The following is a 24,493-nucleotide window of genomic DNA, read 5'->3' as shown; positions in this document are numbered from 1 at the left end:
AGGTCCTTAGCGAATGAAGGGGAAACAGGGATGGCGCGGTGGAGACATTCCTGGCTAGGTTCGCTGGACCCGGAGACGGTGCAGATCGACGGAGTGGGCGCCGTCATTCGCGGCGCCGGTGATGCCCGGGGCGGCCTGCGACCGGGCGGCGGGCGGCGCCGGGTCGGGGGCGGGAACGTGGAGCGCGAGCGGGGGCGGCGGCAGCGGGTCGGCGGGGGTTCCCGGGCCGACGTGGCAGGTGCTGCCGGGCCGCTCGAAGTCGACCGGATCCATGAGGGGATGGACGCGGATCTGCGTCCGGAGCCCGATCTCGGCGCCGGGCTGCCCGGCGCCGTGGTCCACGGCCGCCGCACCGGGCGCCGCGAGGCCCAGGGCGCACAGCAGGGAGACGATGACGAGCGCACAGCCGAAGGCGGCGGCACGTCTCGCGCCGCCGGGTCTATGACCATGTATTCGTATCATCGTCGGCCATCGTACTCATCCAGCCGGGCGCGCAAAGGCCCCGGCAGACGCCGGGCCGATTCGGCGACGCGGTCGCGGAACGGCCGCCGCCGCAGCGCGGCCTCCACGGCCGTGAGCAGCTCGCTCAGCGCGAACGGCAGCTCGGCCTCCAGCTCCTCGCGGGCGCCCTCCACCGCCGCCCACTCCGCCTCCAGCACGGGCACCAGCGCCCGCGCCCGCGGCGTGAGGTGGACGACCCGCTGCCGCGCGTCGGCCCCGACCTCCAGGGTGACCAGACCACGCCGGCTCATCTGGCCGACGGTCTGGCTGGCCGCCGAGTGCGTCACGGAGATCGCGCGGGCCAAGTCCCGGATCGGGCTGGGGCCGAGGGCGACCAGCGCCCGCACCACCGGGGTGAAGCGCGGCCGGTAGTCGTCCAGACCGACCGCCGGATAGAGCGTGGCGACGTCCGCCTCCAGCTCGTCGAGGAGGTGCCGCAGGCGGGTGCCGAGGCCGGAGAGGGCGGGTGAGGCGGTCATTCCCGTAATATCTCACAGCGCTGTTGTATCAGTGCTGTTATTTCTGTATCGCAATGTCCGCGAGAGAGGAAGGCCGATGAGCGCGCTCCATCCGGAAATCGAGCCGTACGACCACGGGATGCTCGACGTGGGCGACGGGAACCACCTCTCCTGGGAGGTCTGCGGCAACCCGGACGGCAAGCCCGCCGTCGTCCTGCACGGCGGCCCCGGCTCCGGCCGCACGCCCGGCGCCCGCCGTTTCTTCGTCCCGGCCGCGTACCGGATCGTCCTGTTCGACCAGCGCAACTGCGGGCGCAGCACCCCGCACGCCGCCGACCCGGCCACCGACCTGAGCGCCAACACCACCGACCACCTCCTCGCCGACATCGAGCTGCTGCGCGAGCACCTCGGCGTGGCCCGGTGGCTGGTCTTCGGCGGCTCCTGGGGCTCGGTGCTCGGGCTGCGCTACGCCGAGCTGCACCCGGAGCGGGTCTCCGAGCTGGTCCTGTCCGGCGTCGCCACCGGACGGCGCGCGGAGAGCGACCTGCTCACCCGGGGCCTGGGCCGGTACTTCCCCCAGGCGTGGGCGCGCTTCCGGGCGGGCGTCCCCGAGGCCGAGCGTGACGGCGACCTGTCGGCCGCCTACGACCGGCTGCTCCGCGACCCGGATCCGGCCGTCCGCGAGCGGGCGGCGCGGGACTGGTGCGACTGGGAGGAGGCCATCGACGTGACGGACGATGGCGCCAACCCGCGGTACGGGTCGGCCCGGTTCCGGATGGCGTTCACGCGCATCGTCGCCCACTACTGGAGCCGGGGGCACTTCCTGGAGGAGGGCGTGGTGCTGCGGGACGCCGGTGCGCTGGCCGGGATTCCGGGCGTGATCGTCCAGGGCGGCCTGGACCCGGGTAACCTGCTCGGCACCGCGTGGCAGCTCACCCGCGCCTGGCCGGACGGCGAGCTGCGGATCGTCGACGAGGCGGGCCACAGCGCCGGCGATCCGGGGATGGCCGAAGCGCTGGTCGCCGCCACCGACCGGTTCGCCGTTACGCGGGCGGTCGGCCGGTAGCGTGGGGAACGGCTTTCGGCCACAGGTGAGTTGAGATCCATCGATATGAAGGACGCTAAGGAGACGCCGGGATGGTATTCAAGAAGTTGCTCGGAGCGCTCGGCGTGGGGGGTCCCTCGGTGGACACGGTCCTCAGCGGCGGCGCCGTGGTGCCCGGATCCGCCCTGACCGGCCAGGTGCTGGTACGCGGAGGGTCGAACGACGCGGAGATCACGCACGTGACGCTCCACTTCGTGGCCCGCGTCGAGGCCGAGGGCGGGGACTACGAGACCCAGGGCGACATCGCCTTCCACGGCCAGACGGTCGGGGGCGGCTTCAAGCTGACGGAGGGCCAGCAGTTCGCCCTGCCGTTCTCGGTGCAGGTGCCGTGGGAGACGCCGATCACCGAGATCTACGGTCAGCCGCTGGGCATCGTGCTGGGGGTCAAGACCGAGCTGGCGGTGGCCGGCGCGATGGACCAGGGCGACCTCGACCCGCTGCTGGTCCGCCCGCTGCCCGCGCAGCAGGCGATCCTGGAGGCGTTCGGACAGCTCGGCTTCGGCTTCAAGTCCGCCGACCTGGAGCTCGGCCGGATAGGCGGTTCGGGCCAGACGCTGCCGTTCTACCAGGAGATCGAGATCACCCCACCGCCGCGCTACGGGCACGTGATCAACGAGATCGAGATCAGCTTCATCGCCTCGCCGTCCGGCGTGGGAGTGGTGCTGGAGGCCGACAAGCGCGGCGGCCTCTTCACCGGCGGCGGCGACGCCCTGAACCGCTACACCGTCAGCCACCAGAGCGTGGCCGGCACCGACTGGAACGCCGAGGTGGACGGCTGGGTCCGCCGCCTCGCCGAACGCCGCCGCTGACCGTCTCCGGCGCGGCAGGCCGCCGCCGTCCGGGGTTCGGACCCGACGGGTCCGGACCCGGGGACGGCGGCCCCCCGCACGCGACGGCCCACCGGCGTGCGGGCCGCCGCGTGCGGGGACAGCCGCCGGGGCATCGGCTTCCCGCGGTCGCGGTCGCCGTGCCGCCGGAGACGGGCCACGCCGCCGTGCTCCACGTGCCCCGCTCACACGCCGCCGTGGCCCGGAGCTGAGCCACTCCCGGCGCGGGGAGCACGTCCCCGCCCCCTCGCGAACAGCCACTCCGCGTGCCTCGGCCCGACCATCGTGCGGTCCCCCGCTCGTCCGGTGACCGCTCCGGGCCGGATCATCATCACTCCGCCGGGTGAAAACCACGTGCGTCGCCGTTTTCCGCCCTCCCCCTTCCGGGTCAGCCCCTCGGGTGCGCGGGCGGCCCCCGGGCCCTCCCGGGGCGCGGGGAAAGCCCCGCGGCGGTATTTCCGCCGTATGAACGGGCGTGAATTCGGCTCCCTTTCGGTGTTTAGCCTCGTACGCCATGACAGTCCTACGGAAGATCAACGCCGCCCTCGGCGCCGCGACCGGATTCCAGGTCCGGCGGGTCCGCGCCAAGACCGCCGCCACCGCCGCTCCGCGCGCCCCCCGGCCCGTCCCCCTCGGCCGCGCACAGCCCGTCGCCATCGTCCGGCCGCCGGGCGATCCCCGGGTCGACCGCCTGCTGCGGCGGCCGGTGTTCATCATCGCGCCGGTCCGTTCCGGCTCGACGCTGCTGCGGATGACGCTCAACGCGCACTCCCGTCTGCACGCCCCGCACGAGCTGCATTTCCGCCGCCTGGAGGTGCATTTCGCCACCGGCCTCGCGGAAAAGTCGCTGGCCGCGCTCGGCCTCGACCGCGGCGACGCCGAACACCTGCTGTGGGACCGGCTGATGCACCGGGAGCTGACGAAGTCGGGGAAGTCGTTCATCGTGGAGAAGACCCCGGGCAACGCCTTCGCGCACAAGCGCCTGGCCGCCTGCTGGCCGGACGCCAGGTTCGTCTTCCTGCTGCGGCATCCGGCCTCCATCGCCCAGTCCTGGCACGAGGCCGACCCGGGCCGGCGCGGCCCGGAGGACGCGGCACTGGACGCGCTGCGGTTCATGAACGCCGTGGAGCGCGCCCGGGGCGGGCTGACCGGGCACACCGTGCGGTACGAGGAGCTGACCGACGACCCGGCGACCGCGCTCAAGGGCATCTGTTCCTTCCTGGAGATCGAGTGGGAGCCCGGGATGCTGGAGTACGGCGAGCAGGACACGGGCGTGGTGGCCAAGGGCCTGGGCGACTGGAAGGAGAAGATTCGCTCCGGCCGCGTCCAGCCCGGGCGCGCGCTGCCCGTGCCCGGCGAGGTGCCGGCCGCGCTGCACGGGATCTGCGCGGCGTGGGGCTATCCGGCCGGGCCGGCGGTGCGGTGATGGCGCACGCCGAGCTGGACCGGGTGTGGCCGCGCGACGGCCGGGTGCGGCTGATCGGCCGCCTGCACGGCCGGGACCCGGCGGCCGGTGAGACATGGGAGCTGCTGCTGGCGCCACGCGACGGCGACGGGCGGCGGCTGCGGTACCCCGCCGCGCTCGACGGCCCGGCGTTCGACGTCTCGTTCCCGGCCGACGACCTGCTTCTCCCGGACATCGCGCTCCCCGCCTACTGGGACGTCCACCTGGCTCCCGGCCCCACCGCCACCGCGCCACGGCTGCGGGTGGCGCGGCTGCTGGACGACATCAGGGGCAAGAAGCACGTCATGGTCTACCCCGGCCAGCGCGTCACGGCGGCCGGACGCACCGCGTGCGTCCGGCCGTACTACACGGTCAAGGACAACCTCTCGGTCGAGGTCACCCCGGAATGAGGGCGGCGCCATGAAGATCCGCTACCTGCTGCTGCACGCCTACGGCATGGGCGGCACGATCCGCACCGTGCTCACGCAGGCCAACACCATGGCCCGGGCCGGGCACGACGTCGAGGTGGTGAGCGTGGTGCGGCGCGCCGACGAGCCGCACTTCACGGTCGATCCGCGGGTGCGGCTGCGCGCCCTCGTGGATCTGCGGGACGGCGCGGCCACCGGGCGGACGCGCCCGCGCGGACCGGCGGGACGGCTCCGCGCGTGGCGTCGGCGGCGGCTGGCCGCCCGCCCGCCCCGGCACATCCCGAAGAGCGAGCCCGGCCACAAGGCCGTCAACCGGGCCGTCGAACGGGTCGTGATCGGCTATCTGCGCGGGCTGCGGGACGGCGTCCTGGTCACCACCCGGCCCGCGCTGAACATCCTGGCCGCCGAGTTCGCCACCGGCGGGGTGCTCCGGGTCGGCCAGGAACACATGAACCTGGGCACGCACCGCCCGGACCTGCGGGCGGCGATCGCCCGCTGGTATCCGCATCTGGAGGCCGTCGCCGTGCTCACCACGCGCGACCGCGACGACTATCTGCGGCTGGCCCCCGGCACCCACGTCGTCCGCATCCCCAACGCCGTGCACTCCCTGGAGCAGAAGCCGTCCACCTGCGTCAACAAGATCGCCATCGCGGCGGGGCGGCTGCGCCCGCAGAAGGGCTTCGACCTGCTGATCCCCGCGTTCGGGCGGGCCGTCGAGGAGTTCCCCGACTGGCAGTTGCGCATCTTCGGGACCGGCGACAAACGACGGCAGTTGCGCCGGATCATCGACGAACACCACCTCTACAACCACGTCTTCCTGATGGGCCGCACCGACGAGCTGGACGAGGAGCTGGCCAAGGCGTCGATGTATGTGCTGAGTTCGCGGTACGAGGGGCTCCCGATGGTGATGATCGAGGCGATGGCGCACGCGCTTCCCGTGGTGGGCTTCGACTGCCCGACCGGACCGGCGGACGTGATCAGGGACGGCAAGGAGGGGCTGCTCGTGCCACCGGGCGACCTGGACGGGCTGGCGGCGGCGATGCGGCGGCTGATGGGGAACGAGACGCTGCGGGCCGAGATGGGCGACGCGGCGCTGGCCACCGTGCAGGCGTACGCGCCCGAGGCCATCGGGGAGCGGTGGACGGCGCTGTTCACCGACCTGGCCCGGGGCGACGGCCACCGGGACACCGCCGGGGGCAGCCGCTAGGACCCTGGGACACGCTGTCCTCGGTCCTCCCCGGATCCGCGCGGATCCGGGGGTCTTCCGCCGGTGTGCGTCAGGCGAGCAGGAAGTCCGCCTCGCCGCGCTTGGCGCCCCGGACGAACGACTCGATCTCGGACTGCGTGTAGATCAGCGCGGGACCGTCGGGATCGGTGGACTGCCGCAGCGCCACCCGGCCGTCGGCCAGCTTCAGCGCCTCCACACAGTTGCCGCCGTTGGTACCGCTCCACGGCTTGAGCCAGCCCTCGCTGCCGAGGTTCCGGGCGGGCATCCCGTTGTATATCTCGTCACTCATCGGTGGACAGCTCCTTGCGAATCGCACCGAGGACCGCCTCGGTGTCGTGAACCGGTGCGGCCTGCGCGCCTATACGGTCCAGCACCTCCAGATAGGCCACGGTGTCGGGCCGCTCGTCGAGGTAGACCGCGCCGGTCAGGCTCTCGGCGTAGATGATGTCGGGCAGCTCCGGGATCTCGAACCGGAAGAGCTGGAACGGCCCGAACATGCCGGGATGCGGACCCGCGCTGAACGGCATGATCTGCAACGTCACGTTGGGCAACGCCGTCGCCTCGATCAGCCGGTCGATCTGCGCCCGCATGACGGCCGGCGAGCCGACCCTCCGGCGCAGCACCTGCTCCTCGATCACGGCCCACAACAGCGGTGCCCGGGGCCGGGAGAGCAGCTCCTGACGCTCCATGCGCAGCGCGACCCGCCGCGCGATCTCGTCCTCCGGCGCGTTGGGGAACCCGGTCCGCAGCAGGGCCCGCGCGTACTTCTCGGTCTGCAACAGGCCGGGCACACAGTGGGGTTCGTACGCCCGGATGAGACTGGCCTCGCCCTCCAGGCTCACGTAGAGGCTGAACCAGTCGGGCAGCACGTCGCGGAAGCGGTGCCACCAGCCGGGCCGATTGGCCTCGTTGACCAGCAGCAGGAACGAGTCGGCCTCGGCGCGCGGCACGCCGTAACACTCCAGCAACGCCTTGACGTAGAGCGGCTTGAGGCCGACCTCCGCCTTCTCCATGCGGCGTACGGTCGTGGTGTTCACGCTCAGCGCCCGCGCCGCGTCGGTGAAGGAACAACCGGCCCGTTCGCGCAAATCGCGCAGGCGCAGCCCGAGGACGATCTGTCCCACGGTCGGCCCCGACCGTGCCTCTGCCACGCCGCCTCCCTCACGACCGAGTTGGTGTCGCCAACTCCTGGCAGCAGTCTGCCACACGGGGTAGCGGCATCGACAAAGGTCATTTGGCTTTATGCAAATTGCAGAACTCCGCTTGCGCAATGCGCACATGCGTGCGCATAGTTGACGGGCGACCCGGTCCACCCACGGTTTCGGCACCCCGGAAGGCGACCATGCCCGTGTTCCCGCTTCACGGCACGACGCCGCTCACCCTCCCCGCTCAGGCTCCGGCCGCTCCGCGCGCGCTCAGACGAGGTGAGCGCTTCGCCCTCCCGGCGCTCGCCGAATCGGTGGGGACCGCGCGCGGCCATGTCGATCAGCGTCTCTGCCACTGGGGACTGCCCGAGGATGTCCGGGACACCGCGCGCCTGGTGATCTCGGAGCTGGTCACGAACGCGATCCTGCACACGGACAGTCACGTGGTCACCTGTCGGCTGGAGGCCAGCCCGCGCCTGGACCGGCTGCGCATCGAGGTGGCCGACGAGGGCCGCGGGCTCGACCGCCGGACGGCGCCGCGCCGGGCGAGCACCGACGCCGAGCACGGCCGCGGCCTGATGCTGCTGAACGCGCTGGCCGCCCGCTGGGGCGTGCTCTGCCCCGATCAGAACGCGGGCTGCACGGTGTGGGCCGAGCTGCGGCCCTGAGCTCCGTCCGCCGGCGGCCCGGTGCCGACCCGGCGGAGCAGGACCAGCGCCATATCGTCCTCGTCCGGCCCGGGCCCCCGCACCTCCGACATGAAGTCCGCCAGGCTCTCCAGATCCTCCGGCCCCCGGCACAGCGTGTCGGCCAGTAGCCGCATGCCCTCGTCGGGATCCCAGCCGGGCCGCTCGATCAGACCGTCGGTGCACATCAGCAGGGTCTCCCCCGGCCCGAGCGTGAGTTCGCGGACGGGATAGCGCTCCAGCCCCACCCCCGCGAGTCCGAGAGGCAGCGTGCCGTCCACGTCCAGCAGACGGCAGGCGCCCAGCGCCCCGCGCACCAGCGGGGGCAGGTGCCCGGCCCGCACCAGCCGCAGCATGCCGGTCGCCGGGTCGTGCTCGGCGTACAGACAGGTGGCGAACCGCTCGGTCTCCAGATCGCCGAGGAACGCCGAGGCCCGCCCCATGACCTCGTCGGCCGGGTGCCCGTCGGCCGCGTAGGCGCGCAGCACGATCCGGAGCTGGCCCATGACCGTGGTGGCGTGCGTGTCGTGGCCCTGGACGTCCCCGATGACCGCCGCCACCCGGCCGCCGGGCAGTGGGATGACGTCGTACCAGTCACCGCCGATGTCCCGGCCCAGCCGCGCCGAGCGATACCGGACGGCGATCGCGGTGCCCGGCACGTCCGGCACCTTGCGCGGGAGCATGGCCTGTTGGAGGTTCTCGGCCAGATCGTGCTCCTGCTCCAGCAGGGTGGCGCGCTGGAGGCTCTGGGAGACGCCGGTGGCGAGCGCGGCCAGCAGCTCCCGCTCGTCCCGGGGGAAGTCGGCCTTGCTCCGGTACAGCAGGCCGAGCCCGCCCAGCGGCGCGCCCTGGGCGACGAGCGGCAGATACGCGGCGGCGGCCACGTTCCGGTGCGCGATATGCCGCCACAGGGCGGGGAAGCGGGCGGCGAACTCCTCCCGCGAGGTGACGAAGCACGGGCGCCCGGTCCGCACCGCCTCGCTCATCGGGTAGGGCTCGTCGATCCGCGTGTACTCCAGCTCGGCGACGCGGTGCTCGTTCGCCGGTCCCGAGACCAGGTGGATCCGTCCGGTCTCGACCAGTCCCACCATCACCTCGATGACGCCGAGCCGGCGCAGTCCGCTCAGCCGGGACAGGGCCTCGGCCACGTCCGGCACGGTCCTGGCCTCGGCCAGGGCGTTCGACGCCGACTCGACCAGCCTCGCCCGGTGGCGGCGCTCCTCGTCCAGCACGTCGCGGTCCACGGCCTCGGCCAGCTCGTCCTCCGCGTCCCTGACGAGGCCCAGGACGCGGCGGGGGCGGCCGTGCTCGTCGCGGTGGATGCGGCACTGGGTGTGGGCCCAGCGGGTCTCACCGTCGCGGCGGCGGACGCGGAAGTAGGTGCCGCAGCGCTCGCTGCCGTCGCCGAACGCCCGGTTCATCACCGCGTCGAGCCGGGCGGCCTCGGCGTCGGGGATGTGGGCCGAGAGGCGTTCGGGCCGGGAGTCGTACTCGTCCGGGGGCAGGCCGAAGATGGCGAGGGCGATGTCGTCCAGGTGCAGCAGGCCGCTGTCGAGGTCCCAGTCGTAGAAGCCCATCCCGTTCTCGGCCAGACAGGTGCCCGCCGGGGCCGGCCAGTCCTCTGGCAGCGGTACGGCGGCCGACGCCCGCTTCCGTTCGCTCATACCGCACCCACAGCCTCTTAGTGAGATATGTCGCTCTTCTTACTGATCGTACGACTATGTCGTTCCCACGTCGCGTTTCCGCGTGGCGCTCGGGGTTGGTTAGTCTTCCAGTCGTTCTCGCGCATCCCGCGCCTTCCCAAGGGAGCCCCGTGGCCGCCTACCCGCCGCCTCCGGCCGAGCCGCCGCACATACCGCCCCACCCCGTCGTCACCCGCCGCCCGGCGGTGATCGCGGGCGGAGTCGCGCTGAGCCTCGGCGGGCTGTATCTGATCGGCTCGCTACTGGTCGGCGGGGAGATAGCCGATGGCACCACCGTCCAGGGCGTGGACATCGGCGGCCTGTCCCCGGACGAGGCGCGCGACAAGCTCACGACGGAGCTCGCCTGGACGAGGACCGAGCCGATCGAGGTGGTGATCGGCGAGGACGGCGAGGACGTCCACGAGCTGGACCCCGTCGAGGCCGGGCTGACCATCGACATCGAGGCCACCGTCGACCGGGCCGAGGAACCGGGCCTCTTCGGCACGCTCTTCGGGATGGGCGGCGGCGAGCTGGAGCCGGTGGTGCGGCAGGACGAGGAGGCCGGCCGCTCGGAGCTGACGGCGCTGGCCGGGGAGTCGGCCACCACGGTCCGCGAGGGCGCGGTGGCGTTCGAGGACGGCGAGGTCACCGTCACCGAGCCGCGCGACGGCGCCGAGCTGAACGTGGACGGCTCCCTGGACCTGCTGCGGGAGGGATTCCTCACCGACGGCGAGCCGCTGACGCTGCCGGTGCGCGCGGCCGAGCCGGTCACCGGGGAGGACGAGATCGAACAGGCCGTGTCGGAGTTCGCCGAGCCCGCCATGTCGGGACCGGTGGTGCTGACGGCGGGCGAGGAGCGGATCACCCTCACGCCCGACGTCGTCGGCGACCACCTGGCCATGACCGCCGACGACGAGGGCCGGCTCCAACCGGAGCTCGACGGCGAGGGGCTGGCCGGGGACGAGCGGCTGGCCGACGCCTTCGAGGCGGCGGGCACCGAGCCCACCGACGCCACGCTGCGTGTGGAGGGCGCCGAGGTGGTCGTCGCCGCCGACGGCGCGCCCGGCATCCGGGTGGTGACCGACGGGCTCGGCGAGACGGTGCTGCCACTGCTGACCGGGCGCGGCGAGGCCGCCCGCACGGCGGCCCTGGAGACCGAGGAGGTCGAGCCGGAGCTGACCGCCGACTCCTACCGGGACCTCGGGATCGTGGAGCAGATGTCCAGCTTCACGGTGAACTTCGACCCCGCCCCCTACCGCACCACCAACATCGGCCGGGCCGCCGAGCTGATCAACGGCTCGGTGGTGCGCCCCGGCGAGGAGTGGAGCTTCAACGAGACGGTCGGGGAGCGCACCGAGGAGAACGGCTTCGTCGAGGGCATCATCATCCTCGACGACCAGTACCAGCAGGCGCAGGGCGGCGGCGTCTCGGCCGTGGCCACCACCATGTTCAACGCGGTGTTCTTCGCGGGGGTCGACCCCGTGGAGTACGGCGCGCACTCGTTCTACATCGAGCGGTACCCGGAGGGCCGGGAGGCCACCGTCGCCTGGGGCAGCCTGGACCTGCGCTGGGTCAACGACTCGGGCAACGCCATCTACATCGCGGCCGACGCCACCGACACCTCCGTCACCATCTCCTTCTTCGGCACCAAGCGGTACGACGAGGTCCGCGCCGATACCGGCCCGCGCGAGAACATCGAGGAGCCGGACCGCCGTGAGGGCGAGGGCGAGGACTGCGTGCCGCAGCCGCCGCTGGAGGGCTTCGATGTGGAGGTCGACCGTGTCCTGATCGACAACGGCACCGAGGCCGGCCGCGAGACGTTCCGCACCCACTACGTCCCGCGCGACGAGGTGGTCTGCACGGACGGCGAGTAGCCACGACGCCGATGCACCGGCACCGGCACCGGTCCCCGGCGACCGGGACACCCCCCGCCCAGCACCCGCCCGAGGGCGCCGGACAGATCAGGGGCGGAACCACCAAGCCCCGCCCCGACGCCCGGACACCCCCACCCGGGGCGAGGCGCCCCCACAGCACCGGGCCGGAGCGCGGCGACTCAGCGCCTCGCCCCGGGCCGAGGCCCGCGCACAGCGCGCAGGCCGGTGCTCAGACGCTCAGTGCCCGGCGGACCGCGCGTTCGGCGTCCTCGTCGCCCGTGCCGGAGGACGTGACCCGGCCGGCCTCCAGCACGTAGTACCGCTCGGCCGCCTTGAGGGCGAAGCCGACGTGCTGTTCCACCAGCAGCACCGACAGGCCACCGCGGGCGCTCAGCTCCAGGATGGTCCGCTGGATCTCCGCGACCACCGACGGCTGGATGCCCTCGGTCGGCTCGTCCAGCAGCAGCAGCCGGGGACGGGTGATCAGCGCGCGGGCGATGGCGAGTTGCTGCCGCTGGCCGCCGGAGAGCAGCCCGGCGCGGCGCCCCGCGATCTCGCGCAGCGCGGGGAAGAGGTCGAGCGCCTCGCCGAGCGCGGCCCTGCCGTCCCCCCGCCCGTCGGCGACGAGCCGCAGGTTCTCCATCGCGGTGAGCTGCGGGAAGCTCTGCTGCCCCTGCGGGACATAGGCCATCCCGCGCCCGACCCGCCGGTGGGCGGGCAGCCGCGTGATGTCCTCGCCGTCGAGAAGGACCCGGCCGGAGCGGGGCTTCAGCAGCCCCACCGCGGTCCGCAGCAGGGTCGACTTGCCCGCGCCGTTGTGGCCGAGCACGGTGGCCACGCCGTCGTCGGGCACGGCCACCGAGACGCCGTGCAGCACGTCGCTGCGGTCGTACCCGGCGACCACGCCGGTGATCTCCAGCATCACGCCTCCCCTTCCGCCGGGCCGGCGACGACCGGCTCGTCCGGTGCGTGGCCCAGGTAGACCTCCTGCACGCGCGGATCCGCCCGCACCTCGGCGACGGTGCCCTCGCTGAGCACCCGGCCGGCGTGCAGCACGGTGACGCTGGTGGCGAAGGCGCGCATGAAGTCCATGTCGTGCTCGATGACGACGACGGTCCGGTCCTCCCCCACCCGGCGCAGCAACTGGCCGGTGGCCTCCCGTTCCTCGTGACTCATGCCGGCCACCGGCTCGTCCAGCAGCATGAGTTGGACGTTCTGCACGAGCAGCATGCCGATCTCCAGCCACTGTTTCTGGCCGTGCGCGAGCGTGCCCGCCGCGCGGTCGCGCTGGGCGGTGAGATGGATGGTCTCCAGGGCGCGTTCGACTTCTTCCGGGACGCCGCGGCGCTGCCGCAGCAGGGTGTGCGGGCGGCGACCGGCGCCCGCGGCGATGTCCAGGTTCTGCAGAACGCTCAGGTTCTCGAAGACGGTGGCCGTCTGGAAGGTGCGGCCGATGCCGAGCCGGGCGATGCGGTGCACCGGCCGGCCCAGCAGTTCGCGTCCGCCGAAGCGGACCGAGCCGGTGGCCGGGGCGAGCCCGGTGACGGCGTCGACCAGGGTGGTCTTGCCGGCGCCGTTGGGTCCGATGAGGAACCGCAGGTCGCCGGGGCCGACCCGGAGGCTGACCCCGTCGACGGCGGTGAAGCCGTCGAACGTCACCCGTACGTCGTTGATCTCCAGGCCCGCCAGGGGCTGTTCGGTCTTGTGGAGGATCGGTGTCATGCCGTGGCCACCGCCACTTCGGCTCCCCCGGTGCCCCGGGCGTCGTCGGCGCGCGGCCGGCGCCGCCGCGTGGCGAGTTGCCACACGGAGGCCAGGCCGCCGGGCAGGAAGGCGACCACCACCACGAACAGGCCGCCCTGGAAGTACGTCCAGCCGGCGGGGTATTCCTCGGACAGTACGGTCTGCGCCCAGGCCACCGCGATCGCGCCGAGGACGGCACCGGCCACGCTGGCCCGGCCGCCGATGGCCGCGCCGATGACGAACTGGATGGACGGCACGATCCCGACCAGCGCCGGCGAGATGATGCCGACGGCCGGCACGAACAGCGCCCCCGCCAGCCCCGCCATCCCGGCCGAGACGGTGTAGGCGCCGAGCTTGACCAGCGCCGGGTCGTAGCCGAGGAAGCGGACCCGCTCCTCGGAGTCCCGGACGGCGACCAGCAGTTCGCCGTAGCGGCTGAGGAAGAGCTGCCGGGTCAGCAGCATCAGGGCCAGCAGGGTGCCGGCGATGATGAAGTAGACCATGCGGCGGTTGATCGGGTCGGAGAGCGAGAAGCCGAAGAATCCCTGGAAGTTGGTCAGGCCGTTGGTGCCGCCGGTGGTGGCCTGCTGGCCGATCAGCAGGATCGCGAAGGCCGCGGCGAGCGCCTGGCTGAGGATCGCGAAGTACGCGCCGCGCACCCGCCGCCGGAACACGAAGTAGCCGATGGCCGCGGCCACCGCCATGGGCAGCAGCACCACGGCGGCCAGCGCGATCACGGGCGAGCGGAACGGCTCCCACCACCACGGGAGTTCGTCCGTCGAGCCGTAGAGCAGCATGAAGTCGGGCAGGTTGCCCGCGCCGGCGTCGGTGAGCTTCATGTGCATGGCCATGGCGTAGCCGCCGAGCCCGAAGAACAGGCCCTGGCCCAGCACCAGCATGCCGCCGCGTCCCCAGGCCAGCGAGATGCCGACGGCGACGATGGCGACGCACAGGTAGCGGGCGAGCTGTTCGAGGCGGAAGTCGCTCAGGGCGGCGGGCGCCACGGCGAACAGCAGCGTCGCGGCCAGCGCGTAACCGGCCGGCGCGGGCCAGCGTTTGAGGAGGAGTGCCGTCATGCCAGGCTCCTGGTGCGCAGGGTGTAGATGCCTTGGGGACGCCACTGGAGGAAGGCGACGATGGCGATGAGCACGGCCACCCGGGCGACGCTCACGGTGGTGGAGTACTCCAGCACCGACTGAAGGACGCCGAGCGCGAAGGCGGCGATGACCGCGCCCCGCAGCTGCCCGATGCCGCCGACGACGACCACGAGGAAGGCGTCGATGATGACGTTGGTGCCCATGGTCGGGCCGATCGGGCCGACCAGGGTGAGCGCGACACCGGCCAGGCCCGCGAGGCCCGAGCCGATGAGGAAGGTGAGGCGGTCCACCCGGGCGGTGGGGATACCGGACGCCTCGGCCAGGTCGCGGTGCTGGACCACGGCCCGGATCCGGCGGCCCAGCGGGGTGAGCCGGAGGGTGAGGGTGAGCGCGACGACGGCGGCGAGGGCCAGGCCGAGGATGAACAGCCTGGCGTGCGCCAGCGTCAGCGGGTCGTCGCCGCCGATCAGGGTGATGCGCCCGGTGAGCCAGTCCGGCGCCTCGGTGTGGACGTTGGGCGCGCCGAACAGGTCGCGCGCGAGCTGCTGGAGCATCAGGGAGACGCCCCAGGTGACCAGGAGGGTGTCCAGAGGCCGGGCGTACAGCCGGCGGATGAGGAGCCATTCGAGCAGCACCCCCATCGCGCCGGCCACCAGGAACGCCATCGGCAGGGCGACGAGCAGGGAGAGACCGGCGGAGTCGATCGGGCCCTGGAGCATGTAGACGGTGTAGGCGCCCGCCATGATGAACTCGCCGTGGGCCATGTTGATCACGCCCATCTGCCCGAAGGTGAGGGACAGGCCCAGGGCGATCAGCAGCAGCACGGCGCCGATGCTGATCCCCGTGAACGTCTGGCTGAGGATGACGGTCATTCGGATTCCGCTGCCGCCGCCTCGGCCAGGCCCTCGGCCCAGTCGTACTCGCGCAGGAACGGGTCCGGCCGGATCGGACCCTCGGAGCTCCACACCTCGGTGATCAGGCCGTCGCCGCCGATACGGCCGATGCGGTTGGTCTTGAAGATGTGCTGGGTCTCACCGTCCACGGTGACCTCGCCCTCGGGGGCGTCGAAGGTGATGCCGTCGGAGGCGGCGCGGACGTCCTCGACCTCGAACGAGCCGGCCTCCTCGACCATCGCGGCCCACAGGTAGACCGACACGTAGGCGGCCTCCATCGGGTCGGAGGTCGGCTTGTCGTCGCCGTAGCGCGCCTGGTACGCCTCGACGAAGCGCTCGTTGGCCTCGCCCTCGGTGGTCTGGTAGTAGTTCCAGGAGGTGAGCTGGCCCTCCAGGGTGTCCGCGCCGATGCTGCGGACCTCTTCCTCGGCGATGGACACGGACAGCACGGGCATCGACTCGGCGGTCAGGCCGGACGCCTCGTACTCGCGGAAGAAGGAGACGTTGCTGTCGCCGTTGAGCGTGTTGAACACCGCGTCGGCGCCGGACGCCTCGACCTTGTTGGCGATGGTGGAGAACTCGGTGGAGCCCAGCGGGGCGTAGTCCTCACCGACGATCTCGATGCCGTACTCGTCGGCGTACGCCTTGATGATGCGGTTGGCGGTGCGCGGGAAGACGTAGTCGCTGCCGACCAGGTAGAGCGATTCGACGTCCTCCTCCTCACGGAGGTAGTCGAGGGCCGGGATGATCTGCTGGTTGGTGGTGGCGCCGGTGTAGAAGATGTTGGGCGACTGCTCCAGGCCCTCGTACTGCACGGGGTAGAACAGCAGCGACCCGTTCTGCTCGAAGACGGGCAGCACGGCCTTGCGGCTGGCGGACGTCCAGCAGCCGAAGACGGCGGCCACCTGGTCCTGCTGGATCAGCTTCTCCGACTTCTCCGCGAAGGTGGGCCAGTCGGAGGCGCCGTCCTCGCTGATCGGCTCGATCTGCTTGCCGAGGACGCCGCCCGCGGCGTTGATCTCGTCGATGGCCAGCAACAGCGAGTCGCGCACGGTGACTTCGCTGATGGCCATGGTGCCGGACAGCGAGTTGAGCAGACCGACCTTGATGGTGTCGCCGGAGGTGTCGATCTCGGCGACGTTGCCCGCCGACTCCTCGTCGGTCTTGGCTCCGCAGGCCGACAGCGCGACAGCGGTGGCGAACGCGAGCGCGATCGCGGTGAAGCGGGATCCCCGGGCTCTGAGCATGACCATCCTCCTGATCCCCGTCTCGGACACGGGGAGATGTGAGGGGGGGTACGCCGGGCCACGCCGCCCGGCGCGGACATGCCACAGCTTCAAAGCGCGCTGTTTCCCTGGCATTTCCCGACCGTTAATAGTTCCGTTCGGAAGTATCACGGGTGCATCACACCCGGCTGCTCCAGGCGTCCAGGTCCGCGGTCACCGCGAAGTCCAGGCCGTCCGCCTCGGCGAGATAGATGCGCTGGCGCACATGACGGCCACTCAACCGCAGCAGTCCGCGCGCCCCTTCGTAGCTGGCCTCCTGGGAGGTGCCCTCGATCGCGGCGACGTCCCAGGAGCCGGCCCGGGTGACCAGCGCGGCGAGCAGCAGCACCCCCTCGTAACACGACTCGCCCAGGGCGCTGGGCGCCGGGGAGCCGAGGCCGAAGCGGGTGGCGTAGCGGCCGTGGAAGTCCAGGGTGTCGGCGGTGGCCAGGGAGCCGAAGAAGCCGGCCGTGGCGCTGAGTCCCCGGGTGGCGTCGGCCCCACTGGCGACCAGCATGTTCTCGTCCATCAGGGTGCTCAGGCGCAGACATCGCTGGTCGAGCCCGGCGGCGGCGAAGGCCCTGTTGAACCGGACCGCGTCGCTGCCGACCAGCAGCATCAGCACGGCATCCACGTCGGCGTGCTCGATGCGGCGCAGCGCGGCGGCGAACTCGTGAGTGCCCAGCGGCAGATAGCCCTCACCGCAGATCCGGCCGCCGGTCTCGCGCGCGTAGGCGTGGGCGGCGCGCGCGGTGCGGCGCGGCCAGATGTAGTCGTTGCCGACGACGTACCAGCGGCGGACGCGCCGTTCCGCGGCCAGCAGCCGCATGGCGGGCCTGAGCTGGCCGTCCGGGGTCTCGCTGGTGAGGTAGACGCCCTCGGAGTTCTCGCCGCCCTCGTACAGTGCCGTATACACATAGGGCACCCGGTGGGCCAGGCGCGGCGCGAGGGCCTGCCGCACCGAGGAGATGTGCCAGCCGGTGACGCCGTGCACGATCCCGGCCGCGACCAGTGCCTCCACCTCGTCCGCCACCTGACGCGGCGGGGCGCCGCCGTCCACCGTGACCAGCCGCAGCTCTCGGCCGAGCACCCCGCCGCCCGCGTTGACCTCGTCGGCGGCGAGCCGCGCGCACAGCTCGCAGGCCGGGCCGAAGATGCCGGCCGGGCCCTGCCGGGGCACCACCAGGGCGACCCCGAGGGTGCCGGGATCGGCGGCCAGCGGCCCGCGCCGGCCCGCGTCGTGGTGGTCCCCGCACATCACCGGCCCATCATGGCGCGTATGTGCGAGCGCCGTACGGAAAAGCCGAGGAAAGAGACAAACGGCTCCGGCCCGCCCCGTGCCACCGCGCGCCCGTACGATGGAGGTGCCGTCGGCCCGAGGAGCGCAGCGACATGTCCGAACCGCCCCCCGACCATCGAGCCCACGATCTGGTGGGGCTGCTGACCCGCGCCGAGCGGCTGTCCACGCGGCGGCTGCGCGCGGTCCTGTCGGAGACCGGGTGCTCGGTCGACGCCTGGCGGGTGATGTCGCTGCTCGCGGACGGCGAGGGGCACGGGATGACGGCGATCGCCGAGTGCGTGCTGCTGCCGCCGCCCACGCTGACCCGGCTGGTGGACCAGCTGGTGGACGACGGCGTCGTGCACCGCCGCGTCGACCCGGTGGACCGCCGCCGGATCCTGGCCTATCTGACGCCGCGCGGCGTGGAGTTCTGGCGGCACCTGGACGAACGGGTGCGCGCGAGTTGGGAGTCGCTGCCGGTCGGTGGCGGGGACGACGAGCTGCTGGGCGCGCTGTTGCGGCGGCTGATCACCGGCCTGGAGGGCGCCCCGGCCGAGCCGGCGCAGTCCCGGGCCGGCTGGGCGGCCGGGTAGGTCGGGCCGAACCCGAGGGAGGACAGCGGCCGTTGGCCGTCCCCCGCGTTGACCGGCTGCTGGCCCGCGTCCGCCGTCCACGTCCGCCGTCCGCCGTCCACGTCTTCCGGGACGTGAACGTGCGGCGTGGGGTGCCCCGAAAGCCCGCACCGCTCCGCGCCTCCCGGGCAGGGCGCGCGGTCGCGTCCCCACCCGGACGGGGCGGCCGACCGGCGGCCGGGCACCGGACCGGCGAGCCCGCGGGCGCCGGATCCGGCGGCTTCGGCCCTACGCCGGGTGGGTGTCGAGCGGCTACGATGAATCACCCGCGGCGACGCGGCGGACACGTTCTGTGTCGGATGGGGCGGGGGTTATGTCGTTCGACGGGGAGTGGACCGAGTCACCGGGCGCCGGTCCGGTCGGGGACAGCGCCGGAGCGCTGCGCGATCAGCTCGACGAGGGCGGACACCTGGCGGAGCACGGGACGCACGCGGCCGGACTCGTGCTGCGCGGGCCCGGTTTCGTCACCGGGCGCGCCCTGATCGAGGTGTCCGAGCGGTGGCGGTCCCAGACGGATCAGCTGCGCGCCGCCTGCCACCACATAGCGCGCCGGCTGCGGGAGTCCGCGCGGTAGCCGTCACGGTGTGTGTGGGGAGCGGGGGATGCTGAGCTTCGAGGACGTGCTGCACGTCTCGCTGGCCGGTCTCGGCAGGGCCGTCGAGGACTGGGCGGCGCAGGTCCGGCGGCTGGAGGAGATGCGCGGAAGGGCCCTGGACATGGCCGGGCAGGCGCGTTCGGTCGCGTGGCCGGGCGGGAGCGCGGCGGTGACCGTGCCCTATGTGGAGGAGCAGTCGGGGCAGTTCGAGGCGGCGCTGGAACAGGCCAGGACGCTGTGCGGGATCTGTCGCGACGGATACACGCGCCTGAAGCGGTGCCAGGACGAGCTGCGGACCGTGGTGGACGTCTCGGCGCCGGCCAGCGGCGTCCGGGTCGGCCGCCGGGGCGAGGTGTCGGCGGACCCCGGCGGGCCCGGCCGGCCGGCCGCGGTGGCGGACATCGCGGCACGGATCGGCGACATCCTGCGGCGGGCGGCGTGGGAGGACCGGACGATCGCCCGCGCGCTGCGCGACGCGATGGGCCCGGACCCGGCCGCGTTCAATCCGGTCCGGTACGACTCGCTCGACGCCGCGCTGCGCGCCTACCGGGACGCCCGCGCCGTCGTCGGCCTGGCGCGGCGCGACGGGCGCCCGCCGGACGAGCGGCTGGCGCGGATGGCCGCGCTGCTGGCTCGGCACGAGGGCGATCCGGTCTTCGCGGAGCGCGTCGCCACCGGCCTGGGGGCGTGGGGCGTCGTGGAGTTCTGGACGGCGGTGGGCCGCGCGCCGGGCGGGCGGGGCCGGCGACGCGGGCGGCCGTGGCGGCTGCGGGCGAGCCTGCAGACCCGGCTCGGGGAGCTGCTCGGCACGGCCACCCGCTGCGGTTCGGCCGCCATGGAGACGTGGGAGCGGGAGATGGTCGGCATGGGCGCCGCCGGCCGGCCGCGCGGCTTCCAGGTGATGAGCGCGCTGATGCGGCCGGGGCGTTACGGCGCGGGCTTCCTGCTGGACTACGGCGACGCGGTGCTCGACCACGAGCAGGGGCGCCCGGGCGACTCGCCGTCGCGTGTGTGGGACGCCGGGCCCGCTCTGGTCTTCGACTTCCTGGCGGACGGCGACCCCGGGCACGACCCGGTGCCCGGCTTCCTGGCGGCGCTCGCCCGCGACCCGGCGGCGGCGGCCGAGTTCTTCGCGCCGCCCGCGCTCAACGACCGCGTGGCGTACCTGATGACGGGACGGGGACGAGCCCGGGACAACTCGACCCGGGCCTGCCTCGACAGCGCGCTGCGGGCGGCGGCCACCGGAGCGCGCCCGCACGGCGACACGTCAGCCGGCTGAGCTCGCGCGCCGCCCGCGCGGGCGTGACCGCCATGCCGGGCGCGGCAGTTGACCGCCGCCGCCGGTGCCCTTACCGAGGCCGCGCGGGGATGCGACGTTTGGCCCCGCTCCCGCAAGGAACCCGGCAGGAGCCATGGCAGAGAACGAAGAGCACGAGAAGCAGCGAAGCGACGACGACAACAGCGGCGCGGCGGGCGGTTCCCGCCCCGCGCTGGACGTGATCCGCACGGCGGGCGCCGAGTTCGCCGAGCTGACCGGCCTGCGCGCCGAGGCGGTGACCCGGTTCGAGCGCGACGCCGACGGCTGGGTGCTGGAGACGGAGGTCACCGAACTCGCCCGTGTCCCCGACACGATGAGCCTGATGGCGACCTACGAGGTCACCACGGACCCCGACGGCGGGATCACCGGCTACCGGCGCGTCCAGCGGTACGAGCGGGGCCGGGCCGACCGGCGCTAGCCGAAACCCGGCCAAGGCCCCAGAAGGAGGCTTCCGAACATGACCACAGCGGTCGCACCCATCCAGCAGACCTCGGGCTCCCGGTCCGGCACCCTCTACGACGTCCTCGAACTCATCCTCGACCGCGGCCTGGTGATCGACGCGTTCGTCCGCGTCTCCCTGGTCGGCATCGAGATCCTCAAGATCGACGTGCGCGTCGTGGTCGCGAGCGTGGACACGTATCTGCGGTTCGCGGAGGCGTGCAACCGGCTGGACCTGGAGGCCGGACCGGCCAAGGACCCGGGCGTGCCCGAACTCGTCGGCGGGCTCACCGAGAACGGCGCGCGCGGCAAGACCAAGGGCGCCCTGTCCGGAGCCGCCGAGACGATCTCCGACGCCTTCAAGAAGGGCAGAGACGGGCTCACCCCGTCCTCCTCGGACGGTGAGGAGGAGGCGAAGGAGGCGGAGCCCAGGAAGACACGCCGCACCACGACGTCGCGGCGGGAGAGGGAATCCGAGTGACCACTTATGTCTACGGCATCGCCGGGGCCGACCTGCCCCGCCTTCCCGAGGGGCTGGTCGGCGTCGGCGATCCGCCGCGCGCGGTCCGTGTCCTGCGGGAGAACGACACGGCGGCCGTCGTCAGCGACTGCCCCGAGGGGCTGCGGCCCAAGCGGCGCGACCTGTTCGCGCATCAGCGGGTGCTGACGGCCGCCGCCGCGGCGGGCGCGGTGCTGCCACTGCGGTTCGGCAGCACGGCGCCCGACGACGACGCCGTCCGGGGCGCGCTGGCGCGGCACGCCGACCTCTACCGGGGCCAGTTGGAGACGGTAGCGGACCGGGTCGAGTACAACATCAAGGCGCTGCACCGGGAGGACGTCCTGCTGCGGGCGATCCTGGCCGAGAACCCGGAGATCAGGAAGCTCAACGAGGCCACCCGGGTCGAGGGCGGCGCGACGTACCAGGACCGGCTCCGGCTCGGGCAACTCGTCGCGGACGCCGTCCGGGACCGCGAGCTTCAGGACGCGCGGACCGTCGAGTACGCCCTCGCCACCTACGCCGAACACCACCGCCGGGGTCCCGACGGCGCGGGCCGGGTGGTGAACCTGTCGTTCCTGGTGGGCCGCGATGAGGCCGTGGGCTTCCTCGCCGCCCTGGAGGAGCTGCGGGCCGGGAGCCCGCACCTCGACATCCGGATCAGCGGGCCGCTGCCGCCGTACAGCTTCGTGCGGACCGACCCGGTGGAGGCCGCGTGAGAGCGGAAGGGCGCGTGAGACGGCCATGGGCCTGCTGAGAGAGATCCTGCTGCTGCCGCTCGCCCCGGCCCGCGGCGCGGGCTGGGTGCTGGAGCAGGTAGTCGCGGAGGCGGAGCGGCAGTACTACGACCCGTCCGTCGTGCAACGCGAACTCGCCGGGCTGGAAGAGGAGTTGATCAGCGGCCTGATCGACGAGGGGGAGTTCGACCGGCGCGAGGACGAACTGCTGGAACGCCTTGACCCGACCCACGATTGGTTGACCCGATGACGAACAACAGCACAACCGCCGTGGCCGTGGCCCTGGCCGCGACCGCCGGATACGCCCTGGGCCGGGTGGGGTTCCCGAGCGTGCCGCTGGCCCGCCTTCCCCTCGGTGCCGTGACGCGGAGCCCGCGGGAGAGCGCCGGCTCGGTGACGGACGGGGTGGGCGAGGCCACGGACCAGGTCACCGGCAAGGCCGCGGAGACCGCCGGGAAGGGCGCGGAGACCGCGAAGAAGACGGCGGCGAAGAAGCCCGCGACACGGAAGACGGCCGCGAAGAAGACGGCGGCGAAGAAGACCACCGCCCGGAAGGCCGCTGCCCGGAAGGCCGCTGCCACGAAGGCCGCCGCCACGAAGCGGAGCACGGCGGGAAAGTCCTCGCGGACGACCGCCGGCCCGGCCGGAAAGGCTGCCACGACGGCCAAACGCGCCCCGACCCGGAAGGTTAAGGCGAACGAGAGCGGTGAGGCGGATGGATGACACCCCGGTCGACGGCGACCCGGTGACCCGTCCCGTCCGGCGGGGGGCCGCCGCGCCGGTCCGGACGGGGCGTCGGCGTGATCCATCACCGACATCGCTGAGGGCAGGAGTACGGACATCATGAAGCTCGCGGAAATCACCGGAAGAAGCCGGGGCAAGGCCGCCGAGGGCACGAGCGCGGTGCGCTCGGCCGTGCGGTCGGGCGCGGCCGGCCTGAAGGAGCGTGTCAGCGCGAACGGCGGCGGTGGGTTCCTCACCTTTGTCGAGGACATCGACATCGGCGTGCCCGTGCGCGAGGCGTACGACCAGTGGACGCAGTTCCAGGAGTTCAGCGCCTTCGCGGGCGGCGTCGAGGACGTCGAGCAGGTGGACGACACGACCACCCACTGGCGGGCCAGGGTCATGGGCGTCACCCGCGCATGGCAGGCCCGGATCACCGAGCAGATCCCCAACGAGCGGATCGCCTGGACGACCGAGGGCGGCGGCACGCTCAAGGGCGTCGTCACGTTCCACCCGCTCACCGACACCCTCACCCGGGTCCTGCTGGTCATCGAGTACCACCCCCAGGGCCTGCTGGAGCGGACGGGCGCGCTGTGGCGCGCGCAGGGCCGCCGGGCCCGGCTGGATCTGAAGAACTTCCGCCGGTTCGTGACGCTGCGCGGCGAGGCCACCGGCGAGTGGCGCGGCGAGATCGAGAACGGGGAGGTCGTCGTCGGCCACGAGGACGCGGTAGCCGACGCGAAGGAGAGCGGGACCGGCGGGGGCTCGCCGTCATGACGACGGCGGCCGTGTCCGGACCGTACGGCCCGCCCGGCCTGGCGGCCGGGGGCGGCGGCAGCGCCAACTTGGCGGACATCCTCGAACGGGTCCTCGACAAGGGCGTGGTCATCGCCGGGGACATCACGATCAACCTGCTCGATATCGAGCTGCTCACCATCAAGCTCCGGCTTCTCGTGGCCTCCGTCGACAAGGCGAAGGAGATGGGCATCGACTGGTGGGAGCACGACCCGTCGCTCTCGTCCCGCGCCCGCTCGGACGGCGGGCGGGAGCTGGCCGAGGAGAACGAACGGCTGCGGGAGCGCGTCGCGGCCCTGGAGAGGCGGGAGGAGATCCCATGAGCGAGGACGGGTGCCTCTGGTACGTCTACGCCGTCACACGCGGCGGCGCCGGGGACGAGCTGCCGGCGGGCTTGCGCGGCGTGGACGACGGGCCGCCGGCGGCGGTGCCGGACGACGGGCTGGCCGCCGTGGTCAGCCGCGTCCCGGCGCGGGACTTCGCCGAGGAGCCGCTGCGGGCCCGGTTGACGGACCTGGCGTGGCTGGAGCGGACGGCGCGCGGCCATCAGCGGGTGGTGGACGGCCTGTTGGCGGGCGGCGGTGTCCTGCCGCTGCGGCTGGCCACCGTCTGCCGGGACGAGGCCGGGATACGGCGGCTGCTGACGGTGAACCACGCGCGGTTCACCGCCGCGCTCGACCGCCTCGACGGCCGCGCCGAGTGGGGCGTCAAGGTGTACGCCGACCCACCCGCGCCCGGCTCCGCGCGGGCCCCGGCGGCCAAACCGGCCTCCGGCCGCGACTACCTTCGGCAGCGCGGCAGGCAGCGGCAGGCCGAGGGCGGCACCCGGCGCGAGGCCGAGGACGCGGTCCGCTCGGTGCACGACGCGCTGGTAAGGGCGGCGGAAGGCGCTCGCCTGCACCCGCCGCAGGATGCCCGCCTCTCGGGCGAGCCGGGGCAGAACCTGCTCAACGGCGCCTACCTGGTCCGCCGCGAGGACGGCCAGGCGTTCTGCGCGCTGGCCGGCGAGCTGGCCGGCCGGCTGACCGGACTCCGGCTGAGCCTGACCGGCCCGTGGGCGCCGTACTCCTTCACGGCGGACGAGGAAGCGGTGTCGCGGTGAAC

Annotated in this window: 27 protein-coding genes and 2 pseudogenes; 18 read left to right on the top strand and 11 right to left on the bottom strand. The window is 73.1% G+C overall.

Features of this window, described 5'->3' with window-relative positions; genetic code table 11:
• Window positions 1-54: 54 nt before the first annotated feature.
• Together OIE51_RS23895 and OIE51_RS23890 are read right to left on the bottom strand one after the other, a co-directional pair.
• Complete coding sequence (locus tag OIE51_RS23895; RefSeq protein WP_326599851.1) at window positions 55-462, bottom strand: hypothetical protein; 408 nt, start codon at window positions 460-462, stop codon at window positions 55-57.
• Complete coding sequence (locus OIE51_RS23890; RefSeq protein ID WP_326599850.1) at window positions 459-980, bottom strand: MarR family winged helix-turn-helix transcriptional regulator; 522 nt, start codon at window positions 978-980, stop codon at window positions 459-461. The genes OIE51_RS23895 and OIE51_RS23890 overlap by 4 nt, the downstream gene beginning before the upstream one ends.
• 76 nt (window positions 981-1,056) lie before the next feature.
• Here OIE51_RS23890 and pip point away from each other — a divergent pair, with 76 nt between their 5' ends.
• From pip to OIE51_RS23865, 5 genes and pseudogenes are all read left to right on the top strand, one after another.
• Window positions 1,057-2,025 carry a prolyl aminopeptidase gene (gene pip / locus OIE51_RS23885; protein WP_326599849.1) on the top strand — a complete coding sequence of 323 codons (969 nt, stop codon included), beginning with the start codon at window positions 1,057-1,059 and terminating at the stop codon, window positions 2,023-2,025.
• A 71-nt stretch (window positions 2,026-2,096) separates the two neighbouring features.
• Window positions 2,097-2,867: pseudogene (locus tag OIE51_RS23880) on the top strand (sporulation protein); the annotation flags it as partial.
• A gap of 538 nt (window positions 2,868-3,405) precedes the next feature.
• Window positions 3,406-4,317 (top strand): sulfotransferase family protein, encoded by a 912-nt coding sequence (locus OIE51_RS23875; RefSeq protein WP_326599848.1) that lies wholly within the window; start codon window positions 3,406-3,408, stop codon window positions 4,315-4,317.
• Window positions 4,284-4,745 (top strand): hypothetical protein, encoded by a 462-nt coding sequence (locus OIE51_RS23870; RefSeq protein ID WP_326599847.1) that lies wholly within the window; start codon window positions 4,284-4,286, stop codon window positions 4,743-4,745. The genes OIE51_RS23875 and OIE51_RS23870 overlap by 34 nt, the downstream gene beginning before the upstream one ends.
• Window positions 4,746-4,755: 10 nt before the next feature.
• Window positions 4,756-5,970 carry a glycosyltransferase family 4 protein gene (locus tag OIE51_RS23865; protein ID WP_326599846.1) on the top strand — a complete coding sequence of 405 codons (1,215 nt, stop codon included), beginning with the start codon at window positions 4,756-4,758 and terminating at the stop codon, window positions 5,968-5,970.
• A 70-nt stretch (window positions 5,971-6,040) separates the two neighbouring features.
• Here OIE51_RS23865 and OIE51_RS23860 read toward each other — a convergent pair whose 3' ends face one another.
• Window positions 6,041-6,280 (bottom strand): DUF397 domain-containing protein, encoded by a 240-nt coding sequence (locus OIE51_RS23860; protein WP_326599845.1) that lies wholly within the window; start codon window positions 6,278-6,280, stop codon window positions 6,041-6,043.
• A complete protein-coding gene (locus OIE51_RS23855) occupies window positions 6,273-7,142 on the bottom strand; it encodes a helix-turn-helix domain-containing protein (RefSeq protein WP_326599843.1) in 870 nt (289 codons plus the stop codon). The genes OIE51_RS23860 and OIE51_RS23855 overlap by 8 nt, the downstream gene beginning before the upstream one ends.
• Window positions 7,143-7,333: 191 nt before the next feature.
• On the opposite strand from OIE51_RS23855, the gene OIE51_RS23850 reads away from it, so the two are divergent.
• On the top strand, window positions 7,334-7,804 hold the full coding sequence (locus OIE51_RS23850) for an ATP-binding protein (protein WP_326599842.1): 471 nt from the start codon (window positions 7,334-7,336) through the stop codon (window positions 7,802-7,804).
• On the opposite strand, the gene OIE51_RS23845 is transcribed toward OIE51_RS23850, so the two are convergent.
• Window positions 7,762-9,486, bottom strand: coding sequence for a SpoIIE family protein phosphatase (locus OIE51_RS23845; RefSeq protein ID WP_326599841.1), 1,725 nt, complete (start codon window positions 9,484-9,486; stop codon window positions 7,762-7,764). The genes OIE51_RS23850 and OIE51_RS23845 overlap by 43 nt on opposite strands.
• 149 nt (window positions 9,487-9,635) lie before the next feature.
• Between OIE51_RS23845 and OIE51_RS23840 the strand changes: the two genes are divergently transcribed.
• On the top strand, window positions 9,636-11,378 hold the full coding sequence (locus OIE51_RS23840; protein ID WP_326599840.1) for a VanW family protein: 1,743 nt from the start codon (window positions 9,636-9,638) through the stop codon (window positions 11,376-11,378).
• Window positions 11,379-11,607: 229 nt separating this feature from the next.
• Here OIE51_RS23840 and urtE read toward each other — a convergent pair whose 3' ends face one another.
• From urtE to OIE51_RS23810, 6 genes are all read right to left on the bottom strand, one after another.
• A complete protein-coding gene (urtE, locus tag OIE51_RS23835; RefSeq protein WP_326599839.1) occupies window positions 11,608-12,300 on the bottom strand; it encodes an urea ABC transporter ATP-binding subunit UrtE in 693 nt (230 codons plus the stop codon).
• Entirely contained in the window at window positions 12,300-13,100 is an 801-nt protein-coding gene (gene urtD / locus OIE51_RS23830; protein WP_326599838.1) for an urea ABC transporter ATP-binding protein UrtD, read from the bottom strand. The genes urtE and urtD overlap by 1 nt, the downstream gene beginning before the upstream one ends.
• Complete coding sequence (urtC, locus tag OIE51_RS23825; RefSeq protein ID WP_326599837.1) at window positions 13,097-14,197, bottom strand: urea ABC transporter permease subunit UrtC; 1,101 nt, start codon at window positions 14,195-14,197, stop codon at window positions 13,097-13,099. The genes urtD and urtC overlap by 4 nt, the downstream gene beginning before the upstream one ends.
• Entirely contained in the window at window positions 14,194-15,090 is an 897-nt protein-coding gene (gene urtB / locus OIE51_RS23820; RefSeq protein ID WP_326599836.1) for an urea ABC transporter permease subunit UrtB, read from the bottom strand. The genes urtC and urtB overlap by 4 nt, the downstream gene beginning before the upstream one ends.
• The gene (urtA, locus tag OIE51_RS23815; RefSeq protein WP_326599835.1) at window positions 15,087-16,358 is read right to left on the bottom strand and encodes an urea ABC transporter substrate-binding protein; all 1,272 of its coding nucleotides are present in this window, start codon (window positions 16,356-16,358) and stop codon (window positions 15,087-15,089) included. The genes urtB and urtA overlap by 4 nt, the downstream gene beginning before the upstream one ends.
• A 157-nt stretch (window positions 16,359-16,515) precedes the next feature.
• A complete protein-coding gene (locus OIE51_RS23810) occupies window positions 16,516-17,634 on the bottom strand; it encodes a substrate-binding domain-containing protein (protein ID WP_326600772.1) in 1,119 nt (372 codons plus the stop codon).
• A 134-nt stretch (window positions 17,635-17,768) separates the two neighbouring features.
• On the opposite strand from OIE51_RS23810, the gene OIE51_RS23805 reads away from it, so the two are divergent.
• From OIE51_RS23805 to OIE51_RS23755, 11 genes and pseudogenes are all read left to right on the top strand, one after another.
• Window positions 17,769-18,248 carry a MarR family winged helix-turn-helix transcriptional regulator gene (locus OIE51_RS23805; protein ID WP_326599834.1) on the top strand — a complete coding sequence of 160 codons (480 nt, stop codon included), beginning with the start codon at window positions 17,769-17,771 and terminating at the stop codon, window positions 18,246-18,248.
• Window positions 18,249-18,600: 352 nt separating this feature from the next.
• A complete protein-coding gene (locus tag OIE51_RS23800) occupies window positions 18,601-18,861 on the top strand; it encodes a hypothetical protein (RefSeq protein ID WP_326599832.1) in 261 nt (86 codons plus the stop codon).
• Window positions 18,862-18,889: 28 nt separating this feature from the next.
• Window positions 18,890-20,161: a hypothetical protein gene (locus OIE51_RS23795; protein ID WP_326599831.1), complete on the top strand. Its 1,272-nt coding sequence runs from the start codon at window positions 18,890-18,892 to the stop codon at window positions 20,159-20,161.
• Between the two features lie 133 nt (window positions 20,162-20,294).
• On the top strand, window positions 20,295-20,618 hold the full coding sequence (locus OIE51_RS23790) for a gas vesicle protein GvpO (protein ID WP_326599830.1): 324 nt from the start codon (window positions 20,295-20,297) through the stop codon (window positions 20,616-20,618).
• Window positions 20,619-20,657: 39 nt separating this feature from the next.
• Window positions 20,658-21,119 carry a gas vesicle structural protein GvpA gene (locus OIE51_RS23785; protein ID WP_326599829.1) on the top strand — a complete coding sequence of 154 codons (462 nt, stop codon included), beginning with the start codon at window positions 20,658-20,660 and terminating at the stop codon, window positions 21,117-21,119.
• Window positions 21,116-21,853, top strand: coding sequence for a GvpL/GvpF family gas vesicle protein (locus OIE51_RS23780; RefSeq protein WP_326599828.1), 738 nt, complete (start codon window positions 21,116-21,118; stop codon window positions 21,851-21,853). The genes OIE51_RS23785 and OIE51_RS23780 overlap by 4 nt, the downstream gene beginning before the upstream one ends.
• Before the next feature lie 25 nt (window positions 21,854-21,878).
• The gene (locus OIE51_RS23775) at window positions 21,879-22,121 is read left to right on the top strand and encodes a gas vesicle protein GvpG (RefSeq protein WP_326599827.1); all 243 of its coding nucleotides are present in this window, start codon (window positions 21,879-21,881) and stop codon (window positions 22,119-22,121) included.
• On the top strand, window positions 22,118-22,594 hold the full coding sequence (locus OIE51_RS23770) for a hypothetical protein (protein ID WP_326599826.1): 477 nt from the start codon (window positions 22,118-22,120) through the stop codon (window positions 22,592-22,594). Before OIE51_RS23775 ends, OIE51_RS23770 begins: the two co-directional genes overlap by 4 nt.
• A 120-nt stretch (window positions 22,595-22,714) precedes the next feature.
• On the top strand, window positions 22,715-23,371 hold the full coding sequence (locus OIE51_RS23765) for an SRPBCC family protein (protein WP_326599825.1): 657 nt from the start codon (window positions 22,715-22,717) through the stop codon (window positions 23,369-23,371).
• A pseudogene (locus OIE51_RS23760) lies at window positions 23,368-23,709 on the top strand (gas vesicle protein); the annotation flags it as partial. The gene OIE51_RS23765 and the pseudogene OIE51_RS23760, both read left to right, overlap by 4 nt.
• Entirely contained in the window at window positions 23,709-24,491 is a 783-nt protein-coding gene (locus OIE51_RS23755; RefSeq protein WP_326599822.1) for a GvpL/GvpF family gas vesicle protein, read from the top strand. The pseudogene OIE51_RS23760 and the gene OIE51_RS23755, both read left to right, overlap by 1 nt.
• The last annotated feature ends 2 nt before the right edge of the window (window positions 24,492-24,493 follow it).

The organism is Streptomyces sp. NBC_01803 (assembly GCF_035917415.1).
Taxonomy (GTDB): Bacteria; Actinomycetota; Actinomycetes; order Streptomycetales; family Streptomycetaceae; genus Streptomyces.
This window is presented reverse-complemented; position numbering and strand designations above follow the sequence as displayed.

Excerpts from the sequence above, each read along its gene's own strand:
- OIE51_RS23770 (WP_326599826.1), top strand. The coding sequence starts at position 22,118 with ATGACGAACAACAGCACAACCGCCGTGGCCGTGGCCCTGGCCGCGACC.
- OIE51_RS23865 (WP_326599846.1), top strand. The coding sequence starts at position 4,756 with ATGAAGATCCGCTACCTGCTGCTGCACGCCTACGGCATGGGCGGCACG.
- OIE51_RS23805 (WP_326599834.1), top strand. The coding sequence starts at position 17,769 with ATGTCCGAACCGCCCCCCGACCATCGAGCCCACGATCTGGTGGGGCTG.
- OIE51_RS23895 (WP_326599851.1), bottom strand. The coding sequence starts at position 462 with ATGATACGAATACATGGTCATAGACCCGGCGGCGCGAGACGTGCCGCC.
- OIE51_RS23775 (WP_326599827.1), top strand. The coding sequence starts at position 21,879 with ATGGGCCTGCTGAGAGAGATCCTGCTGCTGCCGCTCGCCCCGGCCCGC.
- urtE (WP_326599839.1), bottom strand. The coding sequence starts at position 12,300 with ATGCTGGAGATCACCGGCGTGGTCGCCGGGTACGACCGCAGCGACGTG.
- urtC (WP_326599837.1), bottom strand. The coding sequence starts at position 14,197 with ATGACGGCACTCCTCCTCAAACGCTGGCCCGCGCCGGCCGGTTACGCG.
- urtA (WP_326599835.1), bottom strand. The coding sequence starts at position 16,358 with ATGCTCAGAGCCCGGGGATCCCGCTTCACCGCGATCGCGCTCGCGTTC.
- OIE51_RS23785 (WP_326599829.1), top strand. The coding sequence starts at position 20,658 with ATGACCACAGCGGTCGCACCCATCCAGCAGACCTCGGGCTCCCGGTCC.
- OIE51_RS23765 (WP_326599825.1), top strand. The coding sequence starts at position 22,715 with ATGAAGCTCGCGGAAATCACCGGAAGAAGCCGGGGCAAGGCCGCCGAG.
- OIE51_RS23795 (WP_326599831.1), top strand. The coding sequence starts at position 18,890 with ATGCTGAGCTTCGAGGACGTGCTGCACGTCTCGCTGGCCGGTCTCGGC.
- urtD (WP_326599838.1), bottom strand. The coding sequence starts at position 13,100 with ATGACACCGATCCTCCACAAGACCGAACAGCCCCTGGCGGGCCTGGAG.
- OIE51_RS23860 (WP_326599845.1), bottom strand. The coding sequence starts at position 6,280 with ATGAGTGACGAGATATACAACGGGATGCCCGCCCGGAACCTCGGCAGC.
- OIE51_RS23790 (WP_326599830.1), top strand. The coding sequence starts at position 20,295 with ATGGCAGAGAACGAAGAGCACGAGAAGCAGCGAAGCGACGACGACAAC.
- OIE51_RS23890 (WP_326599850.1), bottom strand. The coding sequence starts at position 980 with ATGACCGCCTCACCCGCCCTCTCCGGCCTCGGCACCCGCCTGCGGCAC.
- OIE51_RS23810 (WP_326600772.1), bottom strand. The coding sequence starts at position 17,634 with ATGTGCGGGGACCACCACGACGCGGGCCGGCGCGGGCCGCTGGCCGCC.
- OIE51_RS23875 (WP_326599848.1), top strand. The coding sequence starts at position 3,406 with ATGACAGTCCTACGGAAGATCAACGCCGCCCTCGGCGCCGCGACCGGA.
- OIE51_RS23755 (WP_326599822.1), top strand. The coding sequence starts at position 23,709 with ATGAGCGAGGACGGGTGCCTCTGGTACGTCTACGCCGTCACACGCGGC.
- OIE51_RS23850 (WP_326599842.1), top strand. The coding sequence starts at position 7,334 with ATGCCCGTGTTCCCGCTTCACGGCACGACGCCGCTCACCCTCCCCGCT.
- OIE51_RS23845 (WP_326599841.1), bottom strand. The coding sequence starts at position 9,486 with ATGAGCGAACGGAAGCGGGCGTCGGCCGCCGTACCGCTGCCAGAGGAC.
- pip (WP_326599849.1), top strand. The coding sequence starts at position 1,057 with ATGAGCGCGCTCCATCCGGAAATCGAGCCGTACGACCACGGGATGCTC.
- OIE51_RS23800 (WP_326599832.1), top strand. The coding sequence starts at position 18,601 with ATGTCGTTCGACGGGGAGTGGACCGAGTCACCGGGCGCCGGTCCGGTC.
- urtB (WP_326599836.1), bottom strand. The coding sequence starts at position 15,090 with ATGACCGTCATCCTCAGCCAGACGTTCACGGGGATCAGCATCGGCGCC.